Here is a 24189-nt window from a genome sequence, read left to right as displayed (position 1 = left end):
ACTACTTGTATTTTTGCTGCATTTGGTCATAGAAGTTCTTCAGCACGAAGAAGGCTTTCTTTTTCTCGCCGGTGTCTGAGTACACGCCTTTGCGGTTCCAGAAATTCTGGTACACTGGGTGCTGACGACGGGGTGAGCGGAAGTCTACTAAGATCCAAGGGGTCATGCCTCTTAAGGCGCCTACTTTGCTGAGCATGTCCAGCTGGTACTTGTACATAGACTCCTGATATTCTTCTGACCACCGAGTTTCGTCGTCGGCATGGTATCCGGCAACGGCCTCGCCTCCAAACTCGGTGATTACTACTGGCTTATTGTATTTGATTTTGAAGCTGTACTTGGGCAAGTCTTTTGGTGCGCCCCAGTACCAGCCGCCGTATTGGTTGAATGATACCAGATCGAGTTTTTCACCCAGCGGATCATCTACAATCAAGTCATACCCTTCGCGGTGTATCTCCAGAGCGGCGGCTACCAGGCGGGTATCATCAAGGGAGCGCGTGTAGGCGGCCATATTACCCATAAATTTGTGGCGAGGCTCGCTCAATGGGGTTTCGTTGCCGATAGACCAAACCACCACACTGGCTCTGTTTTTATCACGCACCACCATATCGGTCATTTGTTGCTGGGCGTTTTTGTAGGTTTCTGGATTTTCCCAGGAGATAGTCCAGTACACGGGCACCTCGGCCCATACCATTAAACCCATTTCATCAGCTAACCTGATCATTTCTTCGTTGTGGGTGTAATGAGCCAGGCGTACGTAGTTGCAGTTGAGTTCTTTGGCCCACTGCAGCATCATGCGCATGTCGCCGCGGTTTCTCAGGCGGCCCTGCAACAGCGGATTTTCGTCATGGATGGAAATACCCCTGAAGAAAACGGATTTGTTGTTCAGCAATATATCAGTGCCTTTTACTTCAATCGTTCTGAAGCCAATGCGGTCTTTTACTTCATCAGTGCCGCTGCTTACCACCACATCATACAGCTTGGGGTTTTCCGGCGACCAGTAGGTCATTTTCTTTACCGGAATGGAAATATTCACACGGCCTGAGGCGTCTGCCCTGGCAGTGGTTTTAATTTTCAATTCAGGAATAGAAACTGTGATTTGTTGCGCTAAGTCTTTACCGTCTAATTGCACGTACCCCTCAATGCGGTTCAGGTTGTTCTTGGCCAACTGAATTTTGTAGTCGTTGATGTGGGTTTGCGGTAATTCGGCCAAAAGCACATCACGAGTGATGCCGCCGTAGTTCCACCAGTCAGTGTTCACGGTAGGCACCTCGTCTTGCTTGCGGGTATTATCTGCCTTTACCACCACCACGTTGTCGCCCTGGTTCAGTTTACCGGTCACGTCAAACTGAAAAGGAGTGAAACCGCCTTTGTGCACGCCCAGCTTTTTGCCATTCAGGTACACATGCGCCTCATAGTTTACCGCCGCGAAATACAACAGGTACTTTTTATCTGTTTTAGGGGCGGCTGAGAATTTCTTGCGGTACCAGATGGTGCCTTCATAAAACTTGAAAATGTCGCCCTGTGAGTTCCAGTCTGCTGGCACTACCAGTTGGGGAGCATACTCGAAATTGTATTCAATCAGTTCTGACTTGTTTTTCTGTTCACGGTCGTCATAGAACCCACCCTTGCCAGAGGCGGACTGGTCAAACGGCATATGACGGTAGTCATAGTAGCCCATTTCATAAGGATCCATGATGTAGTTCCACTGTCCGTTCAGGCTAGTGAACTCCCGACCCTTAATGTTCTGAATCAGGTTTAGCTGCTGGGCAAATGCACTGGAGGTTAGAAGAAGTAAAAACAGTAAAAAGGAAAAGGAGAATTTATTCATTTGTTCAAGCTGCTTGTTAGTTTAAGTTTGGGTAGACCAGAAATCTATACTTCACCAAAAAGGGGCATATTATTTTGTCTGCTTAGGCTCTTCTGTTTTAGGGTTATTTTCTCAAAAACAGCCCTAAAACAGAAGGATCTATTATTGCCAGCCTGGGTTTTGCACCAGTGCCGGCGTGCGGTTTATCTCGGTTTGGGAGAATGGGAACAGATAATGTTTTGGAAGGAACACTCGGTTCTCCACCACAAAACGCTCATAATTCAAGGTACCGTTATTGTTCACCGTTATTCGCATACCAGTGACCGGACTGTTAAATTCCTCCTCCCCTTTTTTCCAGCGGCGCACATCAAAGAACCGGTGTCCTTCAAAACAAAGTTCTACCTGCCGCTCTTTGTGAATTCGCTCCCGCATGGCCTCTTTGGAGGTGATAGAGCCTGCCGGAATCACCATGTTGGATCCTGCCCGGGTGCGTACCATGTTAAGTTTTGCGTACACATCGGCTACCGGACCCTGAGCTTCATTGAGGGCTTCAGCATAATTCAACAATATCTCCGCATATCGAATCACCACCCAAGGCCGACGCGCCAAGGTATTGTTAGTTTGGTTCCAAACGGCAAACTCACTCAGGAACTTGCGCATATAATATCCAGTTCTGGTAGCATTTACGGTACGGCCCAAACCATCTTTCCCACCCACGAAGGTTTCTACCGGAATACTTTTGAAAGACCTTGCGTTATGGTTGATCACAATGGCAAACCGAGGATCACGGTTATTATAAGGATTGGCAGGATTGTAGCCTGAGGTGGGATCTGTGATAGGCTTCCCGTTAGACATATCAAAAGCATCTACTAACTCTTGAGTAGGGTTAGTTCTGCCCAAGGCCCCATTGTAACTGATTGGCGCATGAAACATTTCAATATCATTGCGGTTAAGCGCTTGTGTTGCAAACAATACCTCAGAGTTGTATTGGGCAGCACCATAATTAAAGATGTTGGTGTACGTGCTTTGCAGAGAGTGCTTGTTCAGGTCAATCAGCTGTTTTGCCACATCTGCGGCGGCTTGCCATTTAATAACGTCGCCAGATGGATTGTGCAGTGGGCTGGCAGCATACAATAAAAGCCTTGACTTTAAACCCAGAGCGGAAGTGCCGGTAGCCCTTCCTCTATCTCCGGCAGGCCAATCGTTCATGCCTGTAGGAAGCATTTTGAAAGCTGAGTCGCAATCGGCGATTATTTGGTTTTTAATCTCCTCAAAGCTGTTTCTGGGAAGATTAAGATTTTCAAAACGGTCGAGCGGTCTAGTGATAAGAGGAACGCCTCCGTAACGCTTCAGTAATTCAAAATAAAAGTAGGCTCTAAGAAAATAAGCCTGGCCATTTAACCGATCTAGCTCCTGCTCAAAAGTTAATCCATTTTGCGGAATAATAGCACTGGTAGGAGACTTGTCTATAAAAAGGTTTACTTTTCTGATACCTTCATACATGGCCGAGTACACATCGTCAAAGGTGCGGTTTGGTGCCCAGGTGTTGTTATTAAAAATGTTGATGGCCGAGTTGGGATTAGAGTTAACCGCTTCATCTGAGACAGACGCCAACATAGCGCCGTTTCCGTCCAAATTATAGCCCTCTGCTACATGAAAGTAAGCATTATTCAAAACACCACGGGCGTAGTTATCATTTGACCACACCTGTTCCTCAGTAATTGGACCTTCGGTGGTGGAGCCATCCTCCAAAAAGTCCTGACACCCCCAAAAGCCGAGGGGGAGTAAGAACAGCATCCATTTTACCTGTAACTTCTTCATATTTTTAGCTTAAAAATATTCTACTTAAAACCTGATGTTTACCCCTGCTGCCCACGTGCGTAGCGAAGGATACTCTGCACCATATCCGGCCATAGGCATTTCCGGATCAATAGGAAGATCTTCTACTTTACTAAATGTGAGCAAATTGAAGCCGCTCAAGTACACACGCATAGAATTCACTCTGGCATACCGGGTAATGCTGGCCGGCAATGAGTAACCTATTTCTGCCTGTTTTAACTTCAGAAAATCTCCGGAGCGGAGCCAGAAGTCAGAATTTTGAGTGTTATTACCACGGTCTGAGATGGCCATACGTGGGTAAAGGGCAGTTTGGGCTGTAGCTGGGGTCCAACTGTCTACACTAAACTGGTTGATGTAGCCACTTGCTAAAGAACCAGAGTTTATAAGGTTATTTATCTGAATAGTGCGGCCATACACTCCTAAAAACTGGGTAGTTACATCAAACCCACCGTATTGCAGGGTAGCTCCAAATCCGTAGTAAGCCTTGGGAATATCAGAATAATCAGACTGAAGAAAATCGAAGTTGTCGATAACGCCGTCTGGCACACCGTTAGGGCCACCTATGTCTCTGTACCGGATATCCCCAGGTTTTACTATTCCTGAGAAGCGCTGCACGGGGGCGGCGTCTATTTCGGCTTGGTTTTGGAAAATCCCTTCAGAAATAAGGAACCGGCGCACAAATGCATCGCCTTGTCGCACGCCCCCAATATTATAACCAATCTGGCTTTGGTAAGGGAGTGTGCCTGCTTCTTCATTGATGGCTAGGATTTCACTTTGGGCATAGGTAAAGTTACCATTCAAGCTTACACGCAGCTTACCAAAAGACTTAGAAAAATTCATGCCAGCCTCTACTCCTTTGTATTGCGCTTCTCCGGCGTTCACCTGCACTTTGTTTTGACCCAAAATATTAGGCAGTATGTCGGCTGTCATCAGGTCTGTCCGATTTTCATAGAACCAATCCATGGAGAGGGACAGTGCTTCGTTGAAAAACTTGGAATCAAAACCTATGCTTGCTTTTCTGGCTTTCTCCCAGGTAAGATACGGATTGGCCAACTCCAGCTCACTGCTGTTAGGCGAAGGGGAATAAGCCGTACCGAAGGCGTATTGTGAACCACCGCGTGTCCAATAATTATTGAACCCAAACCGGCGGCTGCTTACCCCATCATTTCCCACTATACCAATTGAACCTCTCAGTTTAAGGTAATCCATCACCTTAACTGATGAAAGAAAACTCTCGTCAGATATGATCCAACCGGCGGAAATAGCTGGGAACCAGCCAGCACGACGACCAGGGGCAAAATTTTGAGATTGTGAGTATGTTGCCACAATGTCAGCATAGTACCGGTCTTTGAAGCCGTAAGACACTCGGTTTGAAACTCCCTGACGTCTGTTGTCTAATCTACCAGGTGAAGCACTCAGTGCCCACTGACCTCTGGTCGAAAACATGATACTATGTTCTCCAAAGCTCCTGTTGTAATCTAAACCACCCCAAAACTCGTTATTCCGGACACTTCCGCTAAAAGCACTGTTGGCGTAAGTGATTGGTGCTCTCGTACCAAACTGTGTAAACCCACCAGCCCCATTGTATTCATACACTTCATATGATTGGTTGAAACCAGATTTAAAAAGGCCGGTGACATCATAAGTGAAAAAGGCATGGAGAGATAAGCCTTCCAGAATAGAGTTCAGTTTGTAGCGTGCATCAATGGTAGACATCATGGAGCGGGTTAAATCAGAGATATTCCCGTCTTCATTAAGCATAGCCAAAGGGTTATTGCGGAACTGTCCTGAGCCGCCGTACGTACCGTCTTCATTGTAGATAGGGAACGCATTGGCCGGTGTATTGTAAATGGTATTTAAAAAGCTGCCGTTGCCTGAAAAAGGATATTTTAAATCTTCTACCCTACCATTCACATCCAAAGCCACATCAAGGTTTTTGTTGATGTGCATGTTCAGGTTGGTTCTGAAATTGTAGCGTTGAAAATTGGTGTTGGCGTCGTATCTTGGGTTAGAGGCCCATTTATATAAACCGTCCTGGTTGTAATAACTAAGCAGGGTAAAATATTGCACGTAAGCATTTCCTCCGCTTACGGTGGTTACATAACGTTGCACAGGGGCTGCCTTTTTAAGGAAAAGATCTACAAAGTTATTGTTAGGGTATCTGAAGGGGTCTGATCCGGTCTGGTAGCCAAGTAAAGCAGCTTGGTCATACAAGGGCTGCTCGCCGTTTTCAGTGCGGGCTCTGTTGTAAAGTGTAGCATAGGTGTAGGCATCTAATGGTGCCGTCACGTTCACCGGAGTTTGCACTCCGCCTTGCGCATCTAAAGTCACTCTGGTGCTGGTGGAGCTTCCTCTTTTGGTGGTCACATACACTACTCCGTTGGCACCCGTCATTCCGTACCAAGCCAAAGTAGCGGCGTCTTTCAACACGCTTATACTCTCAATCTCATTCAGATCCATGTCCACAAAATCGCGCTGCACTCCATCAATCAGTACCAGCGGAGCCTGGTTGCTGTTATAAGAAGAACGGCCTCTGATCAACATAGAAGCGTCATCGGTACCAGGTCTGGAGCCTAATTGCTGAATGTACAACCCCGGGATTCTGCCTGCCAGCACATTGGTAAGGGTAGACAAAGGCAATTGAGGTAAATCACTTGCGCTTACAGAACTTACCGAGGCAGAAACCGCTCTTTTTTTGCGAGTCCCGAAGGGTATCTCAATGTTATCTTCGTCGCCGGCCTCTATCAATGTAGGAACCAGAGCCACTGAGGCATCCTCTAAATCAATGGCTGGCCTGCGGAGGGTGTTGTAGCCATCTTTCCGGAAAATGACCACATCATTTGTTGTACACTCTAATTCGAACCGACCATCAGGACCTGTTGTTACCTCCAAGGTATTTTCCAAAGCGGAGATCACTACCCCTTCTACAGGGTTTCCATTTTGATCCACTACCTGCCCAGAGGCGGTAATGGGAGCATCTGGCTGCTTTTGAGCATAGCCAACAGTTGCCACTAAAAGACAAACAAGGCTTAATGCGAACACTTTATATATGCAATTCATGCTGCGTTTCTTTAAAGATGTTTTCATGGCTATCTCAAGAATTACCAACCTGGGTTCTGTTGCAAAATTCCGTTGCTCTTGTAAACCTCTGACCGTGGAATAGGATAAAGGTGCATGTAATCCAGATATACTTTCTGCATATTCTGGGGCAGCAATACCCGGTTGTAGGTAAAAGTACCGTTAGCATTTCGGACCACGTTCATACCGTACATAGGCTGAGCTACTACCTCAGGTCCTACTTTCCAGCGCATGATGTCATACCAGCGGTGATCTTCAAAAGCCAGTTCAACAGCCCGTTCATTTCTGATTCTGGCTCGCATCTGCTCTTTCGTAAGCCCCTCTGGTAACGGAGGCATTGAAACGGACGGTCTTGCCCTTACCTGGTTGATGGAGGCATACACTGAGGCATCTGGCCCCACCGCTTCATTTTGGGCTTCTGCATAGTTTAAAAGAATTTCAGCATACCGGAAGAATACAAAGTTGACCAACGCGGTTTGGGTGGATGTGCTGGTATACACCTCTGGCCAAAGCTTCTTAACATAGTAGCGGGTGGCTGTATAGGTGGCGTTTCCATCTCTATAGTCTCTGCCGCCATCCCACATTTCCATTTTGCGTCCTTGCCAGGGTGCATCATTATAGAGTATGTTGTCATAAAATCGGGGGTCGCGACCTTCATAAGGCTTTTGCGGATCATATCCGGAACCACTTTCCAAAATAGGTTTGCCGGTGGCCCTCATCTCATATAAGTCCACATGATTTTGGGTAGGGTTGTACTGACCCTGTGCCCCTCCAGAACCCGGTGACATCAAAAAATCTATTAAATAACCAGTGCGGCTCCGTGGCCCCCTCACTTTAGTCATAATGTACTCCGGCGACTGGTTTACATTTAAAAGATTGCCGTAGGTGCTTTGCAAAGAATACTTTTCAAGATCTATAACCGCTTTGGCGGCGGCGGCGGCGGTGGCCCATTTAGCCGTATTATTTGTAGGGTTATGCAAGGGACTAGCCGCATACAACAAAACCCTGGATTTTAGTGCCATGGCTGCCCCTTGGGTTGCTCTTCCGTAATCAGATATTGGATAGTCTTCAGGCAGGTTTACTTCCGCCTCTTTTAGATCTGCTAAAATGAAATTTACCACCTCTTCATAAGAACTGCGCGGAATGTCAATAGATTCGTTTACATCATAGGCACGCTCAATGATGGGGACCCCACCAAACCTTTTTGCTAATTCAAAATAAAGAAAAGCCCTGATGAAGTGCATTTCACCTTTCACTCTTCCAGGAGCTGGATTTCCCGTCCAAGGAACAGTGTTCATCTTTGACAACATGACATTAGTAATCCTAATGCCAGAATATGCCCGGTTCCATACGTCACGTATATCATTCAATGGGGCACCGCCGCGCTCATAATGATCATGGTACGTTCCTAGGTTAAGGGTTCTGACGGAAACGTCATTATTTCCTGACACAGCCTCGTCTGATGCCTGGGAGGTGGTACCACGGTGTGAATTGAAACGGGCATAGTCATCTATCAGGTGATTATAGGCATTATCAGCAAAGCGTGAGGCCAATAAAGGATCAGCAAAGATTTCATCATCAGATAAATTCACATTTGGGGCACGATCCAGGAAGTCGTCGTTGCAGGAGGTAAACCCCAGCCAAAGAGTAATAAGAGGTAGTATATATTTTGCCTTCATTTTCTTTTCTTAAAACTGAATGTTCACTCCTAAATTCACGACACGGGCGGTAGGGTAAATTGACTGGCGAGAGAAGTCTGAGTTGGAGACATTGATGTTCTCTGGGTCTAAATACATTTTGAAAGGAGTCCATGTGTATAGGTTCTGCCCAGTCAAGAATACACGGGCAGAAGATATTCTCATGGGTTGTAGCAAAACCGCAGGTAGGTTGTAAGACAACTCCACGTTTCGGATTTTCAGGTAAGAGGCATCCTGCAGAATAAAATCATTCAGACGGTAGCTGATAAACCCGTTGCCCCTGCTGTGCAAGGCCGGCCAAGTGGCAGTAGAAGCTGTTTCTGGTGTCCAGCGACCCAACTGGAATTCATACATCTGCTGGCCGTTGTTCTGCTCGTTTAATATTACATCTGAACTTACATTGGCAACTCCCTGAAATAAAATGTTCAAAGTGAAGTTTTTCCAGCCAAAAGAAGGTGAAAAGCTGTAAGTATATTCAGGTAGTCTCGAATAACCTATGGGAGCAATATCGTCAGCGGTGATAAGACCGTCTGGCACTCCGTCTGGGCCACTAATATCCCTATACTTCAAATCTCCGGGGATAGGAGTACCTAACATATTGGTGGGTGAGTTATTGATATCCTCCTGAGAAGAATAAAAGCCGTCAGTTAAATAGCCATAAAACTGCCCTACCCTGTTGCCTTGCTGCTTTTGCAGAGCCGGGGCTCCTGGCGGCTCATCGCGGTTTATAATCTTGTTTCTAGCAAAAGAAATTTGGGAATAAAGGCCGTAGGTAAAATCTCCGGAGGTACCCCGGTAGTTCACCTCTACTTCATACCCTTTGTTATACACTTCCCCAATGTTGAGGGCAGGATAAATTGGTAAACCATAGGTGTTTAAGGCAGAGGCCCGGGTAGTTAAAATGTCATAGCGGGTTTCGTCGAATAGATCTACATTTACCTGCAGAGCACCTCTGAAAAAGCTACTCTCTACCCCTATGTTTCTTTTTAAGCCTTTTTCCCAAGTTACTAAAGGGTTCCCTACTGAACTTTGAAAAATAACCGGGTTGTTGCGGCTGCTACCTGGGTCGCCAAACTGTACGGCGTTACCTGGCTGCGACCAAATGGGCGGATTATTGGTTACTCCTCCACTGTTAAGGGTATAATTGTCTAAAAACAAGAAACGTTGGCCAATTTTATCATTTCCAACTAAGCCATAGGAACCTCTTATTTTCAGATGATACAATGGCCCAAGATCTGCCAGAAAATCTTCATTGGTTAAAGTCCAACCAGCCGATACGGCAGGGAAAAATCCATACTGCCGCCCTACCACAAAATTTTCTGAACCGTTATAGGCACCGTTTAATTCAAAGAAATATTTATCTCTGTAGTTATACCCTACTCTACCTACCACTCCTTGTGAAGCATAAGGAGCCGCATTCAGGCCTGAACCATTCTGTCTTGTAAGCAGTCTGGTAAAGAGTGCTAAACCACTGATCTGGTGATCGCCAAATTGTCTGTCGTAGTTAAATCCTGTTTGTAAATTAAGTGAAATTACCCCCCCATAAGACACGTTCAGCCCACTTAATGGCTCATCGCGTGGGCGATCTGAGGCTAAGACAACTTCCTGGGTTCTCCTGTTTACTATATTATACGCTGCCCATACCGCATTTCGGCGGGTAGTGCTGGTGAAATAAGAGTCATACCCTACCGTAGTTCTAAAAGATAAACCCTGTATTGCTTTGCTGAGGTTATAGTTCAGGTTGAAAGTACTTTCAATGGCATTGTTATCATCGTCACGGGTTCCCCAGCGGGTTAGCACGGCGTATGGGTTCAGGATATTTGTTCCCACATTGGCATTCTGGGCAATTCTACCGTCTGGCAAAAAAACAGGATAGGCAAAGGCAGGGGTTTGCATGATTCTGGAGATCATGCCTTCCACATTGTCAAAAGAGAAAGAAGCACCTTGCGGACCTGCGGGCTGGTAACGCTTTTGCATTCGCCCACCTAACCGTACTGAAACTTTGAAATCATCAGAAAGATTGATATCTACATTGGATCGGAAGTTGTACCGGTTAAAAGAGGGCGTACTCCGGAAGCCATAAGGGGATTCGAATTCTTTGAAAATTCCGTCTTCAAAAAGGTAACCGACTGAGGTGAAGTACTTAATTTTTTTGGTACCTCCGCTTACATTTATATTGTGCTGGGTCTGGGAATAGAAATCACGGCTTACATACTCCCACCAGTTAATGTTGGGGTAAAAATATGGATCAGAGCCGTCGCGAAATTTTTGCAATTCATCATCGCCAAATTCTGGCCCCAGCCCATCGTTACGGCGTGCCTCATTAATTAGGAAGGCGTTTGAATATGCGTCTAAAGATTTAGGTATACCAGTAAAAGTCTGTAGACTGTAGTTCCCGGTGTAACTTACTCTTGGTTTCCCTTCTTTTCCTCCCTTAGTAGTAACTACTATCACACCATTGGCACCCCGCACCCCATACACGGCCGTAGTGGCTGCATCTTTTAGAACAGTGATAGACTCTATCTCATTGGGGTCAATGTCTCCAAACTCTGGGCGCTCAATGCCATCAACTACAACAATAGCCCCGCTGTTCCCGTAGGTTGAGGCTCCCCTGATATTGATCACGGCTGCGTTTGCCCCTGGTTGACCACTTCGCTGAATAGCGCCTACCCCAGGCATTCTTCCTACCAGGGCATTGGTGGCATTGGATGTTGGAGATCTTAATATTTCCTCTCCAGAAACAGTGCTCACTGCCCCTGTAAGAGTGGCTTTTCTCTGCTCGCCATAGCCAATCACCACTACTTCATTCAGCCCTGTGGCTTCTTCCTGCATGGTTATGGTCATATCTGCCCCAGTTGTTGCAGGTCTTTCAACAGTGATATAGCCTATGTAAGAGAATATTAAAACGCTTTGGGCATTTGGCACTCTAATGGAAAAACTACCATTCAGATCGGTAAGGGTTCCAGTTTGGGTACCTTTTACATATACACTTACCCCTATTAAGGCCTCTCCTTTGGAATCTTTCACCGTACCTGTAACAGGTATTGTCTGTTGCTGCAATTCTTTCGCTTTACCTTTTTCTTTAGAAAGGTCAGCATTGGAAGTCATTACTAACAAAGATGCCTTTTCGGCTCCTGAATAGCTGTTCTCCGTGGCGCTGAACCCCTTTACAGATGGTACAGTAAAGAGCAAAACCATTACTGCTGCCCGCCTGTAGTTCCTGGAGCAAAATTGTAAGGGTAAACACTTTATCATATTCACTATGGGTTTATAAATTCTGAATAAAATCACAAAAGTCACATCGCACCACCATGCCCTTTAGCAAAGTAGAAACAGCCAGAAAAGCACTAACTGAAGAAGCACATACACCTGCAAACGTTTGCAGATATGGATAAAATACTAATTCTCCTTGTTGTTCAAAGACCCAAAAATCCCTAACTCCAAACCTCTTAACTCAGCTAACCCTCTTAACCTGCCTATAGCTGAGTACCCAGGATTCGTTTTCTTATGGAGGTCATCTAACATTTGGTGTCCGTGGTCTGGGCGCATAGGTATTCGGACCTGTCTCTTCTCCATTACAGCCAATAACTCTTTCATAACCGAATACATATCCACGTCGCCTTCTAAGTGATTAGCTTCAAAGAAATTACCTTCTTCGTCACGCTCCGTACTGCGCAAGTGTATAAAGTTGATGCGGTCTGCAAACTGGCGTACAATGCCAGGCAAATCATTGTCTGGCCTAACACCAAATGAACCAGTGCAAAAACAGAGACCATTGCTTAAGGAAGGCACAGCATCTACCAAGGCCTGTACATCATGTGCCGTACTTACCACCCTTGGCAAGCCTAAAATGCTATAAGGCGGGTCATCTGGGTGAATCACCATTTTCACGTCCATCTCTTCTGCCACCGGGATTACCTCTTTCAAAAAGGATATAAGATTACTTCTTAAAGCAGCTTCATCTATGCCAGCGTATGTATCTAAAGCCTGCTGAAACTGCGCCAGCGTAAAGCTTTCTTCACTCCCAGGCAATCCAGCTATAATGTTGCGTTGAAGCTGAAGCTTTTCTGCATCATCCATAGCATCAAATCGTTTTCTGGCTTTTTCTATTTCCTGAGGAGTATATTCATCCTCTGCACCATATCTTTGCAACTGGAAAAGATCAAAAGCGTTAAAGGCGGCTTTTTCAAACCGTAAGGCCTTAGAACCATCTTCTACCGTGTAGGCAAGATCAGTTCGGGTCCAATCCAATACGGGCATGAAATTGTATGTTACAATTTTAATCCCGCAGCTGGCTAGGTTTTGCAAAGACTCTTTGTAGTTGAGGATGTACTGCTGGTAATTTCCGGATCGGGTTTTAATGCCTTCATGTACAGGTAGGCTTTCTACCACGCTCCAGGTTAGTCCTGCCTCGGCTACTTCCTTTTGGCGCATTTTTATCTCCTCCACTGACCACACTTGACCATTAGGAATATGGTGTAGAGCCGTCACTACATCTGTGGCACCAGCCTGGCGAATGTCTTGCAAAGAGACAGGGTCTTTGGGGCCATACCATCTCCAGCTTTGAAGGAGTAAATATTTGTTCATGCTATCAGCAATTTGCATCTCGTTTATACCCCACTATAGGCATTGAATCCACCGTCAACTAAAATTGTCTCGCCTGTCACAAACTTTGACGCATCACTTAAAAGATAAATAAGGGTTCCTGACAATTCATTAGATTCGCCCAGCCTTCCAAAGGGAGTAAGCTCAATGAACTTTTTAGCTCTGTCAGAGAAGCTTCCGTCTTCATTTTGCATAAGCGCTTTATTCTGCTCTGTTAGAAATACACCAGGGGCAATGGCATTCACTCTAATTTGGCCATTGTAGCGCAAGCCTAATTCTACCGCCATCCATTGTGTATAGGCCTCCACTGCTTTTTTTGCCATGGTATAACCTAAAACTCGAGTAAGAGGACGTTGAGCTGTTAAAGATGAAATGTTCACAATAGCTCCTTTGCCTTTTTCAGCCATCACCCTGCCAAAAACTTTGGTTGGTATAACTGTTCCGAATAAATTCAGATCTACTGCCTTCCGGGTATCTTCTATGCTAAGGTCAAAAACATCTTGAGTGGGTAGAACAGTGGCTCCAGGCATATTGCCACCGGCGCCATTCACTAATCCGTCTATGGTGCCGAAAGCCTGTAAAATTTGCTCTTTGGCTTCCTGCATTTGGTTTTCCTGCTGCACGTCACCTAATACAGCCAAAGCCTCTCCGCCAGCAGCCCTAATTGCCTCTACCCTTTCCTCAGCTTTTTCTTTGTTTCTTCCCAGCACCACTACCTTAGCGCCAGCTGCTGCTATGTCCATAGCCATTGCACCACATAGTATACCGGTGGCACCTGTTACCACAATCACTTTACTGTTAAGAGAAAACTGTTCTAATCCTGTCATTTTAAATTTAAAAAAGAAGCAAAGGATACAGGTATGTGTTCAGAGGCAGTTGCTGGAAGAAATATAAAAAAGCTTCTACCTGCAAACGTTTGCATATCCAAATATATATAAAATTTTAAAAAAACATACCCTAAAAATATTTTTCTAAAATTTTTTAGCTTTATAAGCGCAGGAATTTGTGAGAATTCTTTCTTCAGGTAGTCAAAGCCAAACTTAGGCTACTTGATTTTCTAATAACCAACTCAATTGGTGTGGTCATGGAGATCAAATTTCTTCCTGGGTTTACCTTCTCCAGAATGAGGCTCATCATTAAATCAGCCGCCTGCTCTCCCATTTCATAAGGGAATTGCTCTATAGAAGTTATAGCCGGTTCTATGATTTCAGCCCTGGGGTCATTGGAATAGCCAACAATTTTGACATCTGCGGGAATGGCAATCCCGTGTTTTTTGGCAAATTCCATCACCGCAATGGCGGTGGTGTCATTGCAGGCAAAAACTCCATTCGGAAATTCACCTAAGGCATAAAGTTTTTCGCACGTAGCTAAGGCATTTTCTCTGTTCAGCTCATGGAAATGAACCAACGATTTCTCCACTTCCAGTCCTGCTTCATGCATAGCTTCCTGAAAACCAGCATATCTATCTCTATAAATACTACAGGACAGAGGTCCGCTTATGTGGGCAATGCGTCTACTTCCTTGTTCAATTAAATGCTTTGTGGACAAATACCCTCCTTGGTAATCATCGCCTACTATTTTGTGAGCAGAATGTGTTTTAGGTACCCGGTCGTAAAAGACCAATGGAATTTTAGACTTGTTGAATATATCGAAATGTGAAAAGTCGGTAGTATACAAGGTGGGGGAAACAATTAAGCCTTCTATCCGGGAGCTATACAACACATTCACCAGCTCCTTCTCCATTTCCACCGAGTCGTTGGATTGGCACACCATTAAATTATAGCCAAATTCATGCAATTTGTTTTGGATAGCGGTAATCACTGTGGACTGAAAATACATGGAGATACGCGGTACCAATAACCCAATCATATTAGACTTGCTGTTACGGAGACTTGATGCCAATGCATTGTGCCGGTAACCAGACTTCTCCACCACCTCCTGCACCCTGTCTTTGGTCTCCTGGCTTATGTGCGGATGCCCGCTCAAAGCCCTAGAAACCGTAGAGGGTGACAACCCAAGTTCCTGAGCTATATCTTTAATTGTGTATGGGGAATCTTTCTTCATCTCAAAACCATATGCAAACGTTTGCAAATAACGTGAATCAAAATTATATTTCTATCAAAATTTTATATTTATTCATAAAACACACCTAAATTTTCAATGACTTTTGATATTTATACTATTTAACAAGGTGATAACAAATAAATCTTCAAATCTAATCTACTCCCCACCTCCCACTTAAAATAGCCTTAATCTTTAGATCTAGGTTCACCTAAAGATTTCATTTTCAATTGTTTTATATCTGACTCATTTCTTTCCGTCATGCAAAAACTTTTACTGCCGGCTTCTGTTTTTACAAAGTGACTATAGCACTTTTATCTACACAAATCCTGAACGGTATACTTTACAGGGTGGGAATAACGTATGTATGTTAGTTTAACATTTTTCTTTTTAAGCCTCAATGGCTAACTTCGCCACGAAGGCACAACAACCTAATTTAAACACAATAACCTAAGTAATATGTCTGATTCTGCTGAACTGATCCTGGAAGGCAAATCGTACAAGTTCCCTATTGTAACGGGTACTGAAGACGAGAAAGCCATAGATATTGGTGCTTTGCGCGCTCAAACCGGTTACATCACCCTTGACTCCGGCTATAAAAACACCGGTGCTACCGAGAGTGCCATTACATTTCTAGATGGTGAAGAAGGAATTCTGCGCTACCGTGGGTATCCGATTGAGCAACTGGCCGAGAAATCTAGCTTTATTGAAGTTGCTTACCTGCTTATTTACGATAAACTTCCTACAGCAAAAGAACTGGACGAATTTAGCGACCGAATCAAAAGACATACCCTCGTGAACGAGGACATGCGCAAGATTCTAGACGGCTTTCCGTACACAGCTCACCCTATGGGAATTCTGTCGGCATTGGTAAGCTCTCTGACGGCTTTCTATCCAGAGTCTTTGAACCCAAACCAATCAAAAGAAGAGGTAGACTTGTCTATCATCCGTTTGATGGCAAAGCTGTCAACTATTGCTGCCTGGTCTTATAAAAACTCGGTGGGGCACCCAGTGAACTACCCTAAAAACAAGTTAGACTATTGCTCTAACTTCTTGCACATGATGTTCGCCTACCCTACTGAGGAGTATGAGATAAATCCTGTGGTAGTAGACGCTTTGAACAAGCTCCTGATCCTGCACGCTGACCACGAGCAAAACTGCTCTACCTCTACTGTGCGTTTGGTTGGTTCTGCCAATGCCAGCTTATATTCTTCAGTGTCTGCCGGTATTAGCGCTCTGTGGGGCCCGCTACATGGTGGTGCGAACCAAGCGGTAATTGAAATGCTGGAGGCAATCAAGGCTGATGGCGGAGACTCTAAGAAATATATAGAGAAAGCCAAAGACAAAAATGACCCGTTCCGTTTAATGGGCTTCGGGCACCGTGTGTACAAAAACTTTGATCCACGCGCCACTATCATCAAGAAAACCGCTGATGAAGTGTTGACTGCTTTAGGTATAAACGATCCAATTCTTACCATTGCGAAGGAACTGGAAGAAGCAGCCCTCACTGATCCTTATTTTGTGGAGCGTAAACTGTACCCGAACGTAGACTTCTATTCTGGTATTATTTACCGCGCCATTGGTATCCCAACAGAAATGTTCACTGTCATGTTTGCTTTAGGCCGTTTACCTGGCTGGATAGCCCAGTGGAAAGAAATGCGCGAAGCAAAAGAGCCAATTGGTCGTCCACGTCAGGTGTACACTGGTTCTACAGAGCGTGACTACGTATCTATAAGCGACCGTTCTTAGTCTTAGCAACACATAAAAAGAGAAGGCCGGGCAAATTGCCCGGCCTTCTCTTTTTATGTGTTGTTTTAAAGCTGTTTTTCAAAAAACAGGCTGAAAACAGGTTGTTCCTCTCTTCTATAGTAAACGTAATTCTATTCTTCGGTTCAGCTGGCGGTTTTCCTCAGAATCATTGGGTGCAGCGGGTTGCGTTTGTCCGTACCCCTTGGCCTGGAACATAGAGGCTGGAGCTCCTTTAGAAACAAGATAATTCACCACCGCCTTTGCCCTGGCTTCAGACAATTTCTGATTGGCCGCAGCCTGTCCCACATTATCAGTATGGCCAGCAATTTCTACTTTTAAAGAAGGATTTGCTTTCAGAAACTGAAACAACTTATCTAATTCTGTTCTGGACTCTGGGCTTAACGTTGCTTTACCAGTATCAAAAAACAAATTACTTAAAACTGCCTTGGCTCCTTTGTTCAATGGTTGCAGGTAAAAATCAAGCGCCAGCGGTTTTGCGGTAGCGGCTGCTGAAATATGCCTGCTCTCCAGCACGTGGCCCGGAGAGGTAACGTACAAGGCATACCGCTGGCCTTTGTTCACCACAATGGTATATTCCCCGGTACTGGCATCTGAATTCACTTGCTGAGTCACTACCCCAACTGAATCAAGGTCATACACTTGAATTTGCGCCGCCAGGGGTTCTTTTGTTTTGGCGCTAAAAATTTTACCCTGGGCATACGAACTAATGCTTTTGCCTTTCCATACATCCGGCACCTCAAATTGCACCAGTGCTACTTCCACCTTGCTTCCCTGAGGCTGTTGACTAGAGTAATAGCCCAACGTGTTATCTGGGTTGATGAAGATAGACGTTTCATCTAAGTGTGTGTTCAGCGGATAGCCCATATTTTGGGGTGCCTGCCATTTTGCTCCCTGCCGAACAGTCATAAATAGATCTAAACCGCCCATGCCTGCCAAACCATCTGTGGCATAGTACAAGGTGTTTCCGCTGGCATGCAGAAACGGGGAGGTATCCCGGCCAGGCGTGTTAATGGGTTTGCCAACATTTTCAGCCGCGCCCCACCCTTTGTCATCTTGGTAGCGTGTAACCCAAATATCTTCTGCCCCCTGCCCTCCGTGTCTGTTTGAGGAGAAATAGAGAGTACGCCCGTCGGCAGACAAGCTAGGCTGGGAATCCCAGGCGGTGGTATTGACATTTTTGCCCATGTTGCGGGGCTTGCTCCAGTTATCGCCAATGCGGTAGCTGATGTACAGGTCACAGCTACCAAAAGAATCTTGACGATTACAGGAGGTAAAAACCAAAATTCGTCCATCCCCAGACATAGAGGCTGCCCCTTCATTCAAGGGAGTGTTGATGGCATCTGACACTGAAGCAGGCGTCTGCCACTGACCATCTTGCAAAACCGACAGGTACAGGTTTTCATCATGGGTAGGCCCGCTACCGTTACGTGATGTAAACAGCAATGCTTTTTGGTCAGCCGTCAGCACTGGTGAGTACTGAAGTGCAAATCGGTTTACTTTGTCTGACAATGGCTTTGGATTGAAAGCAACCGGATTGGCAATGGCTTTCTGAGCAAACTGCAGGTTAGTTAACTGCTGTTGCGCACGAGCCGAGTACCGGCTGTTTTTGTTCGCCAGCTTCAGGTATAACTGATAATAAGTAGCGGCTTCATTATATTGCCCACGCTCAAAGGCCATGTCAGCAAAGGCTATATATTCAGTAGACAGAGCAGCAGTGGGTTCTATTTTGGCAAAGCCGCGCTTATAATACTGGTACGCCTTGTCCTGTTGCTGAGTGATGCGGTACAGAGAGGCTGCCCTGATATATGCATCACCAAAAGCGGTATCGCGCTCAATGGCTTCATTGAAGTGCCCTAGCGCCTTAGGAAAGTTTCTTCCCTGCACCGCCTGTATGCCTTCCTGAAATGATTTTTCTGCCCGCTTATTTGTAGTTCCTCCTGATGGCTGCTGGGCGTAGCTTTCCGCCACTCCTACAAAAAACAGAACCACCAGAACTACCAAGCGCTGTAATAGCTGCATGTCTTTAAGGAATATTCAGGTATTTGTGTGTCTGTAAAGAAATGCGCCATTTCGGGTTTTCTTTCACATACTCCACTATCAAGGGCATAATCTGATCGCGTTTGCTCCACTCCGGCTGCAGAAACAGCCGAGTCTCCGGATTCACTTGTGCGGCGTGTTCCTCGGCCCAGGCAAAATCACTTTTATTGAAAACAATAACCTTAAGCTCGCCGGCATGCGGAATCACGTTGGGGTGAGGAGATTTGAATTTCTTGGGAGAAAGACACACCCAATCCCATAGGCCGCTTAACGGATAAGCACCCGAGGTTTCAATATACGTTTCAATGCCACGCTTACGAAGTTCGGTCGTTAAGTAATCAAGGTTATACAACAGCGGTTCTCCGCCGGTCACCACCACCGCCTTGCCCGGATACTGCTCGGCTTGCTGTACAATCCAATCGGTATCGGTTAGCGGGTGCAGGTTGGCATCCCAAGATTCTTTTACATCGCACCAGTGGCACCCCACGTCGCAGCCTCCTAAACGGATGAAATAGGCGGCCTTACCGGTATGGTAGCCTTCGCCTTGTATGGTATAGAAGTGTTCCATCAGGGGCAACTTTGTGCCATCAAGGGGAACGGTGTGAACAGAGGCGGTTTTTATTTCTAAAAGATCTTCCAAAACAGAAAGTATTAGGGTTTTCGGGCTGTTTTTAGGAAAACAGGCCAAAAACATATTTATTGTGTTAAAATACAAACAGACCTGCCTGCCAATAAGTTTAAACAAGGCCAGGTATAACTAAATAAAGGAGTTTGGTACTTAATCTGTACGCAATCAGCAAAGGTACGGATATCTATCTACATTAATATCAATCAGCCTTGATGGGTTCAGTGTCACCACACAAATAAAAATTTTTCAGGTTTATTGATTGATCTTTAAAATATTTTCAGATATTGCCCCAGTAAATGATACAAAATAGCAACATATCAGCGCACATTCTCTCTTCTTTGCAAGGGCAAACAGGTGCGTCCGCTATTTTGACTTCTGCTTTTACAGGTACGACTATCATTATTACCCCTAAGGGGGTCTGCATGCACATATCGTCCATTCACTTTTGCCATACCGGCTATCTCAGCCTTTCGTAAGGCTTCTTTTCCTGTGTTTACCTTTATTTTCATATTTCAACCATGCTTGTTTTAAAGTTTGGGGGCACCTCTGTAGCCAACGCAGACGCCATTCGCCAATTAATCTCCATCATTCAGGGCAAAGATGCCGCTGAGAAAAAAATTGTAGTGGTATCGGCCATGTCTAAAGTGACCGATCTGCTCATTGGGCTCTATACCAAAGCTTCTAACAGAGATGCTTCTTACCTAGAGGAGTTGGAACGTTTGGAAGCAAAGCACATGGAGGCTATTGAGCAGCTAGTACCCATGGGGCACCAGATTGACATCAAAGGCAAAATAAAAATGATATTCAGGGAGTTGGAAGATGTGTGCCGCGGCATTTTCCTGCTAGATGAACTTAGTGACAGCACCAAGGCCCGCATCATGTCTTACGGCGAACGCCTTTCGTCGAACATTGTGTCTGTGGCGTTTCAGCAACACGGTCTACCCAATGCTTTAGTAGACAGCCGCGACTATATTCTTACTGATAACAATTACCTGAATGCCAAAGTTAACCTAGCGGTGACCAATAAAAACATGCAGGACAGTTTGCCACAAGACAACCTCATTGTAGCACCTGGCTTTATCTCTCGCTCAGCTGACGGCAAAACCACTGTGCTGGGCCGTGGTGGCTCTGATTATACGGCTTCGCTTTACGCGGCCGCCCTGCAGGCCGACCTGCTTGAAATTTGGTCTGACGTGGACGGCATGTACACCACTGACCCGCGCAAGGCCACTGCTGCTTTCTCTATTGAAGAGTTAAGTTACGAAGAAGCCATGGAGCTGGCCTATTTCGGTGCCAAGGTTCTATACCCGCCTACCATTGCGCCGCTGGTGGCCGCTAAAATTCCGTTGGTGCTCAAAAACACCTTCAACCCTACCCATAAAGGCACGTTAATCTCCTCTTCCCCTGCCCCAACCAAGCAGAATGTGAAAGGTATTTCCTGTATTGACCACATTGCCATACTTACTTTAAGCGGTAGCGGCATGGTGGGTGTACCGGGAGTGGCCATGCGTATGTTTAAAGCGGTGGCCCAGGAGAACATCAACATTTACTTTATCACACAGTCTTCTTCTGAGCAGAGCATCACCATTGCCTTTGCCGAAAGCGACGCACCTAAAGCCGTTCAAGCCCTTACTAAAGAATTTGCCGATGACATAGCCCAGGAACTGCTTAACCCGGTGAATTTGGAAACGCCTATGAGTATTGTTGCCATTGTGGGCAACGGTATGATCCAACAACCGGGTATTGCCGGCAAAGCTTTCTCTTTATTAGGTGAAAATAATTTGAATATCAGGGCAATTGCACAGGGTGCCACAGAACGTATCATTTCTGTGGTATTAAGTACTGATGATGCTCATAAAGCGGTAAACCTGCTCCACGATCACTTTTTTGTTTCTGTACCCGCCTCAGCTCAGGCAACTTTAGCCTAAACCAATGGACAAGCAAGAAGAACAATTTGTAAAAGCCTACGCCCCCGCTACGGTAGCCAATGTCTGTTGCGGTTTTGACGTACTGGGTTTTGCCTTAGACGCTCCCGGCGATGAAGTCTGGGCCAGAAAGAAAGAAACCCCAGGCATTCTAATCTCAGCGGTAACCGGAGTAGAAGGACTTTCCGCTGATCCTACCCTGAATGTTATTGGCGTGGTGGCTCAGAAAATGCTGACAGACCTAAACTTAGAGCATGGTCTGGAACTGCAACTACACAAAGGTATGCCGGTGGGAAGTGGTTTGGGAAGTAGTGCCGCCAGTTCTGCCGCTGCCGCCTTTGCCGTAAATGCCTTGCTGGGCAATCCTTTCACCACTCAAGAACTGGTGGTATATGCCATGGAGGGAGAGCGCTTGGCCTCTGGATCGGCTCACGCCGACAATGTGGCTCCTTCGCTTTTAGGTGGCTTTGTGCTGGTGCGGGGGTATGACCCACTAGATGTTATTCCCTTGGGCGTACCGCTTGATTTATATGCCTCTGTGCTTTACCCGCAGATTGAGCTTAAAACTTCTCTCTCCCGCAGTATACTGAAGCAGGAAATTCCACTTAAAAAAGGTATAAAGCAGTGGGGCAATTTGGCTGGTTTAATGGCTGGCCTGCTCATGAAGGATTATGGTCTTATAAGACGCAGCCTGCACGATGAGATTTTTGAGCCTGAACGGTCTGTTCTGATCCCGCTGTTCAAACAAGTAAAAGATGCTGCTTTAAAGGCTGGTGCCCTAGGCTGTGGAATCTCGGGTTCGGGACCATCTATTTTTGCGCTTTCACCATCTGCTGAAGTGGCTCATGACATAAAGAATGCCATGGAGAAGGTCTATGCCGGAAGCGGTATAGAAACAAAATCGTATGTTTCGAAAGTACCCGAGCAAGGGGTACGCCTGGTGGAACAATCTATCTATCAAACAGTGTAAAATGAACTACTACAGCACTAACAGACAAACGGCTGAGCACAGTTTTAAAGAGTCCGTCATCAAAGGTTTACCACAAGACAAAGGACTCTTTTTCCCGCAGGAAATACCTACCTTACCAGACACTTTCTTTTCCCAGTTGCCCGACCTTACACTTCCTGAGATAGCTGCTCAGGTACTGGCACCATACGTCAGCGAAGACCTTGGAAAAGAGACCCTACAGCAAATCTGCCAGGAGGTTTTCACCTTTCCTATACCGCTGGTGGAAGTGGAGAAAGGAATTTATGCTTTGGAGTTGTTTCATGGCCCCACCTGCGCGTTTAAAGATGTGGGAGCACGGTTTATGTCAAGGTGCCTGCAGGCTTTCGCCGAGAAAGACAAACCTGTTACCGTGCTGGTAGCTACTTCCGGAGACACTGGTAGCGCCGTGGCAAATGGTTTTCTGGGGCTGGAGAATATTGACGTGGTAGTACTTTACCCACAGGGGGGCGTGAGCCCTATTCAGGAGATGCAGTTTACCACGCTGGGGCAGAACATAAGCGCCGTGGCCATTGAAGGAACGTTTGATGATTGCCAGGCACTGGTAAAGCAGGCTTTCTCTGACGAGACCCTGACGCAGGAGCAGAATCTTTCATCGGCTAACTCTATTAACGTGGCTCGTTGGCTTCCGCAGATGGTGTATTATTTCCACGCTTTCGGGCAATGGAAGAAGTTGAACCAAGATGTAACAGAACTGACCATTTCAGTACCGAGTGGCAATTTCGGCAATTTAGCAGCTGGCTTACTGGCCCGCAAAATGGGCTTACCCATCTCCTATTTCGTAGCCGCTACCAATTTAAACAAAATTGTACCAGATTATCTGGAGAGTGGCACTTACAAAACAGCCCCCTCTGTGTCCACCATTGCCAATGCTATGGACGTAGGAAGCCCTAACAATTTCCCCCGCATACAGGAGCTTTTTGGTCAACAGTTTGAAGCACTTACCGAGGTAGTAAAAGGCTTTTGGGCCGATGATGAGGAGATCAAAGGAACCATACGTCTGGTGTACCAAAACAACAACTATCTATTAGACCCTCACGGCGCTATTGGTTACCTAAGCCTGAAGCAACTTCTGCCAGAACTAAAAACACAAGGCATCTTTTTAGAAACCGCCCACCCTGCTAAGTTCAAAGAAAGCATGGAAGAGGTACTGGGTCAGGAGGTGGCATTGCCTGAACAACTGCAGGCTTTCTTGGGCAGAACAAAGCAGGTAACCATTTTGCCAAATGATTATGCTGGTTTGGCCATGCTGCTCCGGCAGAAAAATAAAGAGGGAACATTATAATGCCTTGTTTTAGGTCTATTTTTCCAAAAGAAGGGGTAAAACAGTATCTTTGAGTTTAGTTTTTAAGAGTAACGGACATGCCAGAAAGTAAGAGCGGAGAACGGAGTAGATTGTTGGTAATTGAAAGAGAATGGACAGAAGCAGAGAAAGAGTTTTATCGTTACTCACCCACGCCTAGAAAAAAGAAAAAGGAAACGAACTCAGCCAATTCTCAAGTTCAGACTTCCAGACACGTAAAAATGTAAGGATCGAACCATACGTTTTAGATTGGAAGAGTCATTTGAAAATTTCGAAAATACGTTGGAATAAACGGCTGCTCCCTCAGCGAGACTGAAGAGCTCTTTAAATTTATTTCTCTCTGTTTGATGTTCAGGTAAAGCTTGAATGTGTTTTAGCCTTACTTTTTGAAAATTAACCTTGAAACGGAAATCCCCGCTGCTCAGCAAGAACA

General features: G+C 45.7%; 15 protein-coding genes. 4 read left to right on the top strand and 11 right to left on the bottom strand.

Going from position 1 to position 24189, the window contains the following annotated elements; genetic code table 11:
- Window position 1 precedes the first annotated feature (1 nt).
- From A8O23_RS13035 to A8O23_RS13000, 8 genes are all read right to left on the bottom strand, one after another.
- Window positions 2-1828: a glycoside hydrolase family 2 protein gene (locus tag A8O23_RS13035; RefSeq protein ID WP_066621918.1), complete on the bottom strand. Its 1827-nt coding sequence runs from the start codon at window positions 1826-1828 to the stop codon at window positions 2-4.
- Window positions 1829-1969: 141 nt separating this feature from the next.
- On the bottom strand, window positions 1970-3628 hold the full coding sequence (locus A8O23_RS13030) for a RagB/SusD family nutrient uptake outer membrane protein (protein ID WP_066621916.1): 1659 nt from the start codon (window positions 3626-3628) through the stop codon (window positions 1970-1972).
- Between the two features lie 24 nt (window positions 3629-3652).
- Window positions 3653-6706 carry a SusC/RagA family TonB-linked outer membrane protein gene (locus A8O23_RS13025; protein WP_161486737.1) on the bottom strand — a complete coding sequence of 1018 codons (3054 nt, stop codon included), beginning with the start codon at window positions 6704-6706 and terminating at the stop codon, window positions 3653-3655.
- Between the two features lie 41 nt (window positions 6707-6747).
- Window positions 6748-8403, bottom strand: coding sequence for a RagB/SusD family nutrient uptake outer membrane protein (locus tag A8O23_RS13020; protein WP_066621912.1), 1656 nt, complete (start codon window positions 8401-8403; stop codon window positions 6748-6750).
- 9 nt (window positions 8404-8412) lie between these two features.
- Window positions 8413-11619 carry a SusC/RagA family TonB-linked outer membrane protein gene (locus A8O23_RS13015; protein WP_066621910.1) on the bottom strand — a complete coding sequence of 1069 codons (3207 nt, stop codon included), beginning with the start codon at window positions 11617-11619 and terminating at the stop codon, window positions 8413-8415.
- A gap of 201 nt (window positions 11620-11820) precedes the next feature.
- The gene (uxuA, locus tag A8O23_RS13010; RefSeq protein ID WP_066622258.1) at window positions 11821-13008 is read right to left on the bottom strand and encodes a mannonate dehydratase; all 1188 of its coding nucleotides are present in this window, start codon (window positions 13006-13008) and stop codon (window positions 11821-11823) included.
- A gap of 23 nt (window positions 13009-13031) precedes the next feature.
- A complete protein-coding gene (locus A8O23_RS13005) occupies window positions 13032-13853 on the bottom strand; it encodes an SDR family oxidoreductase (RefSeq protein WP_066621908.1) in 822 nt (273 codons plus the stop codon).
- Between the two features lie 193 nt (window positions 13854-14046).
- A complete protein-coding gene (locus A8O23_RS13000; RefSeq protein ID WP_066621906.1) occupies window positions 14047-15090 on the bottom strand; it encodes a LacI family DNA-binding transcriptional regulator in 1044 nt (347 codons plus the stop codon).
- 456 nt (window positions 15091-15546) lie between these two features.
- Between A8O23_RS13000 and A8O23_RS12995 the strand changes: the two genes are divergently transcribed.
- Window positions 15547-16836 (top strand): citrate synthase, encoded by a 1290-nt coding sequence (locus A8O23_RS12995; RefSeq protein ID WP_066621904.1) that lies wholly within the window; start codon window positions 15547-15549, stop codon window positions 16834-16836.
- A 114-nt stretch (window positions 16837-16950) separates the two neighbouring features.
- On the opposite strand, the gene A8O23_RS12990 is transcribed toward A8O23_RS12995, so the two are convergent.
- Both A8O23_RS12990 and A8O23_RS12985 read right to left on the bottom strand, forming a co-directional pair.
- Entirely contained in the window at window positions 16951-18876 is a 1926-nt protein-coding gene (locus A8O23_RS12990; protein ID WP_066621902.1) for an OmpA family protein, read from the bottom strand.
- A 4-nt stretch (window positions 18877-18880) separates the two neighbouring features.
- Window positions 18881-19534 carry a 7-carboxy-7-deazaguanine synthase QueE gene (locus A8O23_RS12985; protein ID WP_066622255.1) on the bottom strand — a complete coding sequence of 218 codons (654 nt, stop codon included), beginning with the start codon at window positions 19532-19534 and terminating at the stop codon, window positions 18881-18883.
- Between the two features lie 506 nt (window positions 19535-20040).
- On the opposite strand from A8O23_RS12985, the gene A8O23_RS12980 reads away from it, so the two are divergent.
- The 3 genes from A8O23_RS12980 to thrC are packed head-to-tail and all read left to right on the top strand — an operon-like array spanning window position 20041 to window position 23738.
- On the top strand, window positions 20041-21450 hold the full coding sequence (locus A8O23_RS12980) for an aspartate kinase (RefSeq protein ID WP_066621900.1): 1410 nt from the start codon (window positions 20041-20043) through the stop codon (window positions 21448-21450).
- Between the two features lie 4 nt (window positions 21451-21454).
- Window positions 21455-22417 carry a homoserine kinase gene (locus tag A8O23_RS12975; RefSeq protein WP_066621898.1) on the top strand — a complete coding sequence of 321 codons (963 nt, stop codon included), beginning with the start codon at window positions 21455-21457 and terminating at the stop codon, window positions 22415-22417.
- Window positions 22353-23738 carry a threonine synthase gene (thrC, locus tag A8O23_RS12970; protein ID WP_239693400.1) on the top strand — a complete coding sequence of 462 codons (1386 nt, stop codon included), beginning with the start codon at window positions 22353-22355 and terminating at the stop codon, window positions 23736-23738. Before A8O23_RS12975 ends, thrC begins: the two co-directional genes overlap by 65 nt.
- Before the next feature lie 200 nt (window positions 23739-23938).
- Here the strand turns inward: thrC and A8O23_RS21755 are convergent.
- On the bottom strand, window positions 23939-24189 hold a 251-nt coding region (locus tag A8O23_RS21755; RefSeq protein WP_204377696.1), incomplete at its 5' end, for a hypothetical protein.

The organism is Rufibacter roseus (assembly GCF_001647285.1).
Lineage (GTDB): Bacteria > Bacteroidota > Bacteroidia > Cytophagales > Hymenobacteraceae > Nibribacter > Nibribacter roseus.
This window is presented reverse-complemented; position numbering and strand designations above follow the sequence as displayed.

What these genes read in the sequence shown, in the direction of transcription:
- A8O23_RS12995 (WP_066621904.1), top strand. Translation starts at nt 15,547, where the DNA reads ATGTCTGATTCTGCTGAACTGATCCTGGAAGGCAAATCGTACAAGTTC.
- A8O23_RS13005 (WP_066621908.1), bottom strand. Translation starts at nt 13,853, where the DNA reads ATGACAGGATTAGAACAGTTTTCTCTTAACAGTAAAGTGATTGTGGTA.
- A8O23_RS13035 (WP_066621918.1), bottom strand. Translation starts at nt 1,828, where the DNA reads ATGAATAAATTCTCCTTTTCCTTTTTACTGTTTTTACTTCTTCTAACC.
- A8O23_RS13000 (WP_066621906.1), bottom strand. Translation starts at nt 15,090, where the DNA reads ATGAAGAAAGATTCCCCATACACAATTAAAGATATAGCTCAGGAACTT.
- A8O23_RS12990 (WP_066621902.1), bottom strand. Translation starts at nt 18,876, where the DNA reads ATGCAGCTATTACAGCGCTTGGTAGTTCTGGTGGTTCTGTTTTTTGTA.
- thrC (WP_239693400.1), top strand. Translation starts at nt 22,353, where the DNA reads ATGTTTCGAAAGTACCCGAGCAAGGGGTACGCCTGGTGGAACAATCTA.
- A8O23_RS13015 (WP_066621910.1), bottom strand. Translation starts at nt 11,619, where the DNA reads ATGGTTTTGCTCTTTACTGTACCATCTGTAAAGGGGTTCAGCGCCACG.
- A8O23_RS13020 (WP_066621912.1), bottom strand. Translation starts at nt 8,403, where the DNA reads ATGAAGGCAAAATATATACTACCTCTTATTACTCTTTGGCTGGGGTTT.
- A8O23_RS12980 (WP_066621900.1), top strand. Translation starts at nt 20,041, where the DNA reads ATGCTTGTTTTAAAGTTTGGGGGCACCTCTGTAGCCAACGCAGACGCC.
- A8O23_RS13030 (WP_066621916.1), bottom strand. Translation starts at nt 3,628, where the DNA reads ATGAAGAAGTTACAGGTAAAATGGATGCTGTTCTTACTCCCCCTCGGC.
- A8O23_RS12975 (WP_066621898.1), top strand. Translation starts at nt 21,455, where the DNA reads ATGGACAAGCAAGAAGAACAATTTGTAAAAGCCTACGCCCCCGCTACG.
- A8O23_RS13025 (WP_161486737.1), bottom strand. Translation starts at nt 6,706, where the DNA reads ATGAATTGCATATATAAAGTGTTCGCATTAAGCCTTGTTTGTCTTTTA.
- uxuA (WP_066622258.1), bottom strand. Translation starts at nt 13,008, where the DNA reads ATGAACAAATATTTACTCCTTCAAAGCTGGAGATGGTATGGCCCCAAA.